A 9,511-nucleotide genomic window follows, 5' to 3' on the forward strand; every position below is an offset into this window, starting at 1 on the left:
GATAATCCGAAGCTGGCAGCACGGCATTTTTTAAATGCCATTGACCGGGTGGAGCATCTTAAAGAGCGGTATAAGCGGAACCTTTCCGATCTTAAAACAGAACTTCCAAAGGTTGAAAAACTGACTACCAAACCTTTTACAAAAGAAAGCGAACTGCGGGAGCTGAAAACAGAACTCGCTAATCTGGAACGGCAGATCGCCATTAAAATCCAGGAAAACCAGTTAAAGCAACACCAACCCAATGAATCGGATGAAGAACAAACCCCGGTTATAAAACTCGGGGAACATCAAACAAACGGTCATACCGTGAAAGAAACCGTAGTAGCTGCTTCGGCATCGGAGCGTCCCCGTAGCAGGATGCGATTGTAACATTAAAAAAGAAACGTATGGCAAATAGTGTGTATCAGGTCAATAAAGGAATTAACCGCAGTATCGAATTTAAGGGATTAAAAGCCCAATATATCTGGTATTTGGGTGGCGGTGTGGTAGGATTGCTCATCGTATTTGCCATCATGTATATCATCGGGCTGCCCACACTGGTATGTATCGGTGTCATTCTCGGCTTAGGCACCCTACTGGTGATGAAGATCTACCGAATGAGCCATCAATATGGGGAACACGGACTTATGAAAACCCTGGCACGAAAACAGGTTCCCAAAGCAATCCGCTCCAATAGTCGCAGGGCTTTTTTAAAAAGATAAAAAACAAAATGAAGATGGAAAAAATGTTGGATGATCTATTACCGATTATGGATGTGGAACACGATTGCATCCTGAGCAAACAAGGCGATGTCACCGTCGTGTTTAAAGCAGACCTACCTGAGATATTTACCCTTTCCGATCAGGAATATGAAGCTTTTCATCAGGCCTGGGTAAAAGCCATTAAGGTATTACCCAAATTCAGTGTACTGCATAAGCAGGATTGGTTTCTGCAAACCGGGCATCAACCTGATTTTACCAAAGCAGATACCAGTTTTTTAAGCCGGGCAAGTGAGCGGTTTTTTAATGAACGCCCCTTTCTGGATCATAGCTGTTATATCCTGCTGACCAAAAAACCGGATAACCGCAAAACCGCAACGTCTGCCTATTCCAGCCTGCTGCGCAGAAGCATCGTTCCGGAAGAAACGCTGAAACCCTCCTTGTTACAGGATTTTCTGGACGCTGCCGGTCAGTTCAAACGTATCATCGAAGACAGCGGCTTTGTAAAACTGACCCGGTTACGGAAAAAGGAACTGTGGAGCGGTAAACGCACAATGGGTATCATTGAAAAGTACTGCTACCTGTCCGAGCGTGCTGATAGCTACCTTATGGGAGATATCAATTTCCAAGAAGGCTTACAGGTGGGCTCCAAACATTGCCAACTTTATACCTTGGGGGATGCTGCCGACCTGCCGGCACTTTGTGGCAGTCGTATCAATTACGATAAGTACAGTACGGACAAAACCAAATTCAGTATCGGTTTTGCCTCTACGCTGGGTCAATTACTGCCCTGTAATCACATTTACAATCAGTACCTCTTTATCGAGGATGCCCAGAAAACGATCACTAAATTGGAATCCAAAAGATTACGGTTGCAATCCCTGTCTGCTTACAGCAGGGAAAATATGATTGCCCGTGATGCGACCAATGATTTTTTAAATGAAGCCATCAGTCAGCAACGCCTTCCGGTAAAAGCCCATTTTAATGTATTGGTATGGATGGAAGATAAGGAAGAACTCAAAGACCTGAAAAACAAAGTATCCTCCGCACTGGCACAAATGGATGCGGTTGCCAAACAAGAAACCATAGGTGCCCCTCAGATATTTTGGGCAGGCATTCCCGGCAATGCCGCTGATTTTCCGATGAACGATACCTTCGACACCTTTGTCGAACAGGCTACTTGTTTTCTGAACCTGGAAACGGGCTACCGTACTTCCTTAAGTCCCGTCGGGATTCGTTTGGGAGATCGGATGACAGGCAAACCTGTGCATGTAGACATTAGCGATGAACCTATGAACATGGGAATTTGCACCAACCGGAACAAATTTATATTGGGTCCCTCCGGGAGCGGAAAATCCTTTTTTACCAACCATATGGTACGCAGCTATTACGAGCAGGGAACCCATATTGTTCTGGTGGATGTAGGACATAGCTATAAAGGCTTGTGTGATATGGTAAACGGCTACTATTTTACCTATAGTGAAGAAAACCCGATCCGTTTCAACCCCTTCTTTATCGGGGAGGGCGACAATCTGGACACGGAAAAGAAAGAAAGTATCAAAACACTGCTGCTCGCCCTTTGGAAAAAGGATGATGAAGCCTTTAAACGCAGTGAGTATGTAGCGCTTTCCAATGCCATTACCGGGTATTACCAGCACCTTGAGAAGAATCCATCGGTGTTTCCTTGTTTCAATAGCTTTTATGAATTCCTGCGGGATGAGTATGTAACGGTACTTCAACAGGATCGGGTAAAAGACCGGGATTTTGATATGGATAATTTCCTGTATGTACTCCGCCCGTATTATCTGGGCGGGGAATTTGACTACCTGCTCAATGCTACGGAAAACCTGAACCTTTTACAGGAACGCTTTATCGTATTTGAACTGGACAATATCAAAGATCATCCCATCCTCTTCCCGGTAGTGACCATCATTATCATGGAAGTCTTCATCAACAAGATGCGTAAAATGAAAGGCATCCGTAAGATGATCTTAATTGAAGAAGCCTGGAAAGCCCTGATGAAAGAAGGTTTTGCGGAATACATCAAATATCTCTTTAAAACGGTACGGAAATTCTTTGGTGAGGCTATCGTGGTAACTCAGGAAGTAGAGGATATTATTTCTTCCCCGGTGGTCAAGCAGGCGATCATCAATAACAGCGATTGTAAAATACTGCTCGACCAAAGCAAGTACCAAAACAAATTTGATCAGATACAGGAACTTTTAGGATTGACGGAAAAAGAAAAAGCCCTCGTGTTGTCGGTCAATAAAGCCAATGACCCTGCCCGAAAATACAAAGAGGTCTTTATCAGTCTGGGTGGAATGCTCAGCAAGGTATACCGCACCGAAGTGAGTGTGGAAGAATACCTGGCGTATACGACCGAGCAGACCGAAAAGGTAAAACTGATGGAATATGCGGCAAAATTTGGCGGGGACATCCGCAAGGGCATTGCCGCAATGGCGGAAGATCTAAAACTTAAAAAATGATGAACCATGAAAAAATATGCAAGAATGTTACTGCTTGTCCTTTGTATCTCCTTTACGGTACTACCGGTACAACAGGCGAATGCCACCCCGATAGCCATACTGGAAATCATCAAGGCAGGCATCAAAAAAGTAATCAAAGCCGTGGATTTAAAAATCCAGCGTTTACAGAACAAGACCATCTGGTTACAGAACGCCCAGAAGACCTTGGAAAACACGCTTTCCAAACTCAAACTGGATGAAATTTCCGAGTGGACGGAAAAACAAAAAGAGCAATACCGGGAGTATTACGAAGAGCTGGCTAAGGTAAAGGCAATTATTTCTTATTACCAGCGTATCCGGGATATTACCCAAAAACAGGTTCGGCTGGTCAATGAATACCAACATGCCTGGCAGCTCATTCAGCAGGATGACCACTTTACCTCACATGAGATTGAATATATGTCAGAAGTCTACTCCGGCATCCTGGAAGAGAGCCTGAACAACATCGACCAGATCACCCTAATCGTCCAATCCTTTACTACCACTATGAGTGATGCCAAAAGGTTAGAGATTATCAATAATGCTGCCGATCAGGTCGATACCAATTATGATGACCTGATGCGCTTTAATCAGCAAAATGTATTGCTGAGCCTTTCCCGGGCAAAGACCTCCATTGAAGTACAAACCGTGAAAAAATTATATGGACTTCCTCAATAACACGAACTATGAGAAAGATAATTTTAATAGGACTCATGCTGTTTCTGGCAGCAGGAACCGTTCAGGCACAGACTTTTTCAGAGTGGTTCCGCCAGAAAAAGACACAGAAGAAATACCTGCTTCAGCAGATTGCCGCTTTACAGGTATATATCGGATATGCTCAAAAAGGCTACCGTATTGCCAAAGAAGGTTTGACCACCATCGGAGGGTTTACCAAAGGGGAATTCGACCTGCACAGTGATTTTATAAATTCCTTAAGTACAGTCAACCCTGAAATCAAACATTATGCAAAGGTCGCAGACATCATTGCCCTTCAAATACGCATTGTAGAGGATTACGGGCAAACCTACGGACAGCTTGACAATAGCGATGCTTTTACCGAAGCAGAACTCAGCTATATCGGGCGGGTTTTTACCCGGCTCTTGGAGGATTGTGAACAGGTACTGGATGAACTTATTGCAATAACTACGGATGCCGAGTTGCAAATGGAAGATAATGAGCGTATGAATCGCATCGACAAACTTTACTTGCGGATGCAGGACAATTACACCTTCTCCCAAAGTTTCGGCAATGAAGCCAAGGTCATGGCAGCCGTTCGGATCAGGGAATTCCATGAAGTACAATACGGCAAAACACTCAGGAACCTTCAAAACGAAAACCCATGAAAAAAACAGGAATACTTATAGGACTTGTGATCTGCGGGCTCTTCTGCTCGTTTAGGGCATCAGCGCAATCCGCAGAGATACAACAGCTCTTGCTCAATGTAGAAAAACTGACCCAGTTCAAACAGATATTGAGCGATATGAAAAAAGGCTATCAGATATTGGAAGGGGGTTACAATACCATCAAGGATATATCGGAAGGGAACTTTAGCCTACACAAAGCTTTTCTGGACGGGCTGATGGAAGTAAGCCCCACCGTTCGCAACTACAAACGTGTGGGCGATATTGTGAATTATCAGGTGATACTGGTCAGGGAATACCGGAATGCGCATGACCGATTTCAAAGTGACGGGAATTTCAATCCGCAGGAACTGGCGTATCTCGGACAGGTGTATGATAACCTCTTTGATGAAAGCCTGCGAAATCTCGATGAATTACTGGTCATCATTACGGCAGGTAAAGCCCGTATGAGTGATGATGAACGTTTACAGGCCATTGACCGGATCTATGCCGATATGCAGGACAAACTAATGTTCCTCAGACACTTTAATAATAATACGACCATTCTTGCGGTGCAAAGGGCAAAAGAAAGAAATGATGCCCGCACCATTCGCAATATATATGGTATAAACAACTAAAAATCAAAAATTATGGCAACATATAGAAAAACCGCATGGCTCGCGGTTATAGGACTCCTATTGCCTTTTATGGGTAGTGCACAGGGCATTGCCGGTGAGATAAGCGGCTTGCATAGCGTATTAGAACAACTTTATGATGAAATGATGCCACTGTGCAGTCAGCTTATCGGCGTGGGACAGGCACTGGCGGGATTTGCCGCCATGTGGTATATCGCTTCCAGGGTCTGGGGACATTTGTCAAGAGCGGAACCTATCGACTTTTACCCGCTTTTTCGCCCGTTTGTCATCGGGTTTTGTGTGCTGATATTCCCTTCCGTTCTGGGATTGATCAACGGGATCATGAAACCCACGGTGACCGCTACCGCTTCGATGGTGGAAGGCTCCGACAGGGCAATTGCGGTGCTTTTGGAAAAGAAGGAAGAAGCTATCAAAAAAACGGATGTATGGCAGATGTATGTAGGTGAAAGCGGTGACGGTGACCGGGACAGGTGGTATAAATACACCCATGATAATGCCAGTTCTTCCGATGAAGGCTTTTTTGAAGGGATTGGCAACGACATCAAGTTTGCCATGTCCAAAGCCTCTTACAATTTCCGCAATTCGGTCAAGGAATGGATGAGTGAAGTACTTCGAGTGCTTTTTGAAGCCGCAGCCTTATGTATCGATACGCTACGCACCTTTCAGTTAGTAGTGCTTGCCATTTTGGGGCCGCTGGTATTTGGGATTGCCGTCTTTGATGGGTTTCAGCATACCCTGACCGTTTGGATTGCCCGATATATCAATATTTTTCTCTGGCTTCCGGTAGCCAATATTTTCGGGAGCATTATCGGAAAAATCCAGGAGAAAATGCTGGAAATGGACATTGCCCAGGTACAGGATTACGGGGATACTTTTTTCAGCCGGACGGATATGGCGTATCTGGTCTTTATGATTATTGACATTGTGGGATACTTTACCGTGCCTTCGGTAGCCAATTACATTGTCCATGCAGGAGGTGGTGGTGCTTTGGGACAGAAAGTCACCAGTATCTTCAGCAGTTCCTCCAGAGCGGTTATGGGAGCAGCTACAGGCGGAGCCAGCATGGCGGCGGATGCAATGGGTAATGCTGCAAGTCGTATTTCCCAGAGTATGGCCAGCAATGGTACAACCAATCCTTATTTCAAGGATGGCAATTCGGATGGCGGTGGCTCCGGCTATATGAATGACAAACTCAAAGGTAATTCTTAACCCCAAAAAGGAGAAATCATGTTTAAAAAAATGAAAAATATCGATACGGCTTTTCGGCATATCCGGGGATTTACCATGCTCATTATTGCAGGCTCAGTGCTATTATCCTGCTTTGCCCTATATAAGAGTTTTAGTCTGGTATCCGAAATGCAGGACAGGATTTACATTCTTGCCAATGGCAAGGCACTGGAAGCCTATTCCGCCGGACGTAAGGACAATATCCCAGTGGAAGCACGGGATCATGTGAAAACCTTCCACCAATTGTTCTTTACCCTTGACCCGGATGATAAAGCAATTGAAACGAATATCACTAAAGCTTTATACCTGGCGGATGGCAGTGCCAAACGGATTTATGATGACCTGAAGGAGAACGGATATTATGCCGGGCTTATTTCCGGAAATGTTAACCAGACCATCCATGTGGATAGCGTGGCGGTGGACATCAATGAATACCCCTATAAATTCCGGTGCTACGCTACCCAGCGCATAATCCGTCCGACCAGTATCACTACCCGAAGCCTGATTACCGAAGGGGCGTTGCGTAATGTATCCCGAAGTGATAATAATCCGCATGGTTTTCTGATAGAACGCTGGGCAACCATCGCCAACAAGGATTTGAAAACGACCGCCAGACGGTATTAAGCCCATAATGGACATTTATTCAAAATTAATACAAACAAAGTCAATTGAGTGGCTTATAAAACTTTGTACAAATGAAACGAAATACAAAACAGAAAAAGGAGGCTCCTAAAAACGGACTGTTAATCCTGGGATTACTTGCCTTATACAAATGGCTGCAAAAAGCATGGGCAAAATGGATGTCGAATAAGACAAAGAGTATTTCCAAGCGGGCAGTAACCATAGCACTGGTCGTTTTTATAAGCCTCACCAGTGGATACTGTATCTACCTTGGGGTACACGCCATCACGGGAAAAAGTAAGGGCAATGCCTTTACATTAACCTCGATCAAACGTCCCCGGCATCTTACGGAATCCGGAGCTATAGCATCACCGCTCCCTCCGGTATCCAAACAGGATTACAGGCGCATCCAAAAGTTCCGGTTGTATATGGATAGCCTTGCCCGAAGTCCATCGGGCAGAAATATCTATGACAGTATTATAGCAACCCGTCCGGGACTGATGGATTCGGTTCGCTATATCGAAAAAGAATATCAAAACTTTAAAAATCAATAACCATGGAAAAACAGGTAATAACACCAAAAATGAAAAGACAGCGCAAGTTCCTATTGGTATTGCCGCTGCTCGTCCTTCCTTTCACCACCCTGATCTTTTGGGTATTGGGAGGTGGACAGGTACAGGAACTACAGGCACAGGAAACTCCACAGAACGGGTTTAACCTTCACCTGCCGGAAGCAAAACTGACCGATGACAAGCAAATGGATAAGATGAGCTATTACAACCGGGCAGAACAAGATTCGGCAAAATTCAGGGAACTCCGTAAAAATGATCCGAACTATAAAAACAGTGTGATTTCAGATATGGATGATGTATTACCCCAACAGGAAGTAAAACCCGGTCAACTATCTTCCGGTGGACTGAAAACTTCCCTGTACGGAAGCGGTCAAGGCAACGATCCGAATACGGATAAAATTTACAAAAAGCTGGAAGCTTTGAACAGGGAATTGAACAAACCTGTGGAACGAACCCAGCTTCCTGAAGATTCCCCGAAACAGGAAACAAAAACCAATTATGGTAATACATCGGTGAGTTCCAGTGATGTGGACAGGCTGGAAGAAATGATGCACACCATGACCCAGCCGGAAGCACCTGACCCGGAACTGGAACAGCTCAACAGCATGCTGGAAAAGATTCTGGATGTACAGCATCCCGAGCGGGTTCAGGAGAAATTAAAACAACTATCGGAGGCTCGCAGGGAACAACTGTACGGAGTATCCACTAAGCAGGAAGATGATAGTATTTCCCTGATGCAAACCGGACATTTTGTTACTCCTACGGCAAATGGATTTTATTCCCTGAACGATGACCAAATTGCTGAACAGCCGGAAAATGCCATTCAGGCGGTTATTCACGAATCACAGACCGTAGTGAACGGATCTACCGTAAAGCTTCGCCTGGTCAATGATGTGTTCATTAACGGGGTACATATTCCCAAAGACAACTTTGTGTTTGGAATTGCTTCCCTTAGCGGGGAAAGGCTGCATATCAAGATCAACAGCATTAGAAGCGGTAATTCCCTTTTCCCGGTAGAACTCTCCGTGTACGATATGGATGGATTGGACGGGGTTTACATTCCCGGCGCCATTACCCGGGATGTCGCCAAACAATCGGCTGACCGCTCCATGCAAAACATTGGACTAACCTCCCTTGATCCTTCCTGGCAGGCACAGGCCGCAGGTGCCGGTATAGAAACGGCTAAATCACTGTTCAGTAAAAAAGTAAAACTGATAAAAGTAACCCTGAAAGCAGGCTATCAGGTATTGCTCCGTGATGAAAAACAAAAGCAAATCAAGAAGTAATAACCATTTAAAATTCCATAAAGATGAAAAAGATAAATGCATGTATGGTGATGGGATTTTTCCTGTTCCTTTTCGGATTGAATGTAAATGCTCAAAGCATCCTTCAACCCAAATCAATCGCTCCTTATCCTGTGGAGATTACCTATTTTAAAACGACCAATATTATATTTCCAAGCGCCATTGTAGGTGTGGACAGGGGCAGTAAAGATGTGTTGGCACAAAAAGCCATAGGAGCTGCCAATATTCTACAGCTCAAAGCGGCAAGGGACAGTTTTCCGGAGACTAACCTGACGGTAATTACCGCAGACGGGAAATTAAATTCTTTTGTGATTAACTATGACCCCAAGCCATCTGTCTTGAATATTTCCATGAAGGAAAGAGATAACAAAAACAGTATTTTCCTTTCACCAGGATCGGTTAACGAAGCTGAAGTCACTACTTATGCTACACATGCCTTGTATTCCAAATACAAAGGGCGTAAGGTAAAGCACCGTAAATATGGTATACGTTTCGGATTGAACGGGATATTCATTCGGGACAACCTGATGTACCTGCGGTTAACCATTACCAACACATCCAATATCAGTTATGATATTGACCAATTACG

11 protein-coding genes are annotated in these 9,511 nt (G+C 44.5%); all 11 read left to right on the plus strand.

Annotated features, from left to right (window positions below):
- A partial coding sequence (locus AC13DP_RS08965; RefSeq protein WP_483067630.1) for a hypothetical protein occupies window positions 1–369 on the plus strand: 369 nt, incomplete at its 5' end.
- Between the two features lie 17 nt (window positions 370–386).
- Window positions 387–701, plus strand: a complete 315-nt coding sequence (locus tag AC13DP_RS08970; protein ID WP_483067631.1) for a DUF4133 domain-containing protein — start codon at window positions 387–389, stop codon at window positions 699–701.
- A gap of 14 nt (window positions 702–715) precedes the next feature.
- A complete protein-coding gene (locus AC13DP_RS08975) occupies window positions 716–3,184 on the plus strand; it encodes a TraG family conjugative transposon ATPase (RefSeq protein WP_483067636.1) in 2,469 nt (822 codons plus the stop codon).
- Window positions 3,185–3,190: 6 nt separating this feature from the next.
- The gene (locus AC13DP_RS08980; protein ID WP_013072863.1) at window positions 3,191–3,880 is read left to right on the plus strand and encodes a hypothetical protein; all 690 of its coding nucleotides are present in this window, start codon (window positions 3,191–3,193) and stop codon (window positions 3,878–3,880) included.
- 8 nt (window positions 3,881–3,888) lie between these two features.
- Window positions 3,889–4,545 carry a hypothetical protein gene (locus AC13DP_RS08985; protein WP_041579027.1) on the plus strand — a complete coding sequence of 219 codons (657 nt, stop codon included), beginning with the start codon at window positions 3,889–3,891 and terminating at the stop codon, window positions 4,543–4,545.
- On the plus strand, window positions 4,542–5,180 hold the full coding sequence (locus AC13DP_RS08990; RefSeq protein WP_339812193.1) for a tellurite resistance TerB family protein: 639 nt from the start codon (window positions 4,542–4,544) through the stop codon (window positions 5,178–5,180). Before AC13DP_RS08985 ends, AC13DP_RS08990 begins: the two co-directional genes overlap by 4 nt.
- A 12-nt stretch (window positions 5,181–5,192) precedes the next feature.
- Entirely contained in the window at window positions 5,193–6,407 is a 1,215-nt protein-coding gene (traJ, locus tag AC13DP_RS08995; protein WP_483067632.1) for a conjugative transposon protein TraJ, read from the plus strand.
- Window positions 6,408–6,425: 18 nt separating this feature from the next.
- The gene (gene traK / locus AC13DP_RS09000) at window positions 6,426–7,049 is read left to right on the plus strand and encodes a conjugative transposon protein TraK (RefSeq protein ID WP_035133605.1); all 624 of its coding nucleotides are present in this window, start codon (window positions 6,426–6,428) and stop codon (window positions 7,047–7,049) included.
- 71 nt (window positions 7,050–7,120) lie between these two features.
- Window positions 7,121–7,600, plus strand: a complete 480-nt coding sequence (locus tag AC13DP_RS09005; protein WP_483067633.1) for a hypothetical protein — start codon at window positions 7,121–7,123, stop codon at window positions 7,598–7,600.
- Between the two features lie 29 nt (window positions 7,601–7,629).
- Window positions 7,630–8,904: a conjugative transposon protein TraM gene (traM, locus tag AC13DP_RS09010; protein ID WP_483067634.1), complete on the plus strand. Its 1,275-nt coding sequence runs from the start codon at window positions 7,630–7,632 to the stop codon at window positions 8,902–8,904.
- A gap of 23 nt (window positions 8,905–8,927) precedes the next feature.
- Window positions 8,928–9,511 (plus strand): DUF4138 domain-containing protein (locus AC13DP_RS09015; RefSeq protein ID WP_483067635.1); only part of this gene is annotated, 584 nt, incomplete at its 3' end.

This window comes from Zunongwangia sp. L-65 (assembly GCF_056859415.1).

Bases quoted from the DNA above. Each gene is read 5' to 3' on its own strand.
- AC13DP_RS08970 (WP_483067631.1), top strand. From the start codon at position 387: ATGGCAAATAGTGTGTATCAGGTCAATAAAGGAATTAACCGCAGTATC.
- AC13DP_RS08975 (WP_483067636.1), top strand. From the start codon at position 716: ATGGAAAAAATGTTGGATGATCTATTACCGATTATGGATGTGGAACAC.
- AC13DP_RS08980 (WP_013072863.1), top strand. From the start codon at position 3,191: ATGAAAAAATATGCAAGAATGTTACTGCTTGTCCTTTGTATCTCCTTT.
- AC13DP_RS08985 (WP_041579027.1), top strand. From the start codon at position 3,889: ATGAGAAAGATAATTTTAATAGGACTCATGCTGTTTCTGGCAGCAGGA.
- AC13DP_RS08990 (WP_339812193.1), top strand. From the start codon at position 4,542: ATGAAAAAAACAGGAATACTTATAGGACTTGTGATCTGCGGGCTCTTC.
- traJ (WP_483067632.1), top strand. From the start codon at position 5,193: ATGGCAACATATAGAAAAACCGCATGGCTCGCGGTTATAGGACTCCTA.
- traK (WP_035133605.1), top strand. From the start codon at position 6,426: ATGTTTAAAAAAATGAAAAATATCGATACGGCTTTTCGGCATATCCGG.
- AC13DP_RS09005 (WP_483067633.1), top strand. From the start codon at position 7,121: ATGAAACGAAATACAAAACAGAAAAAGGAGGCTCCTAAAAACGGACTG.
- traM (WP_483067634.1), top strand. From the start codon at position 7,630: ATGAAAAGACAGCGCAAGTTCCTATTGGTATTGCCGCTGCTCGTCCTT.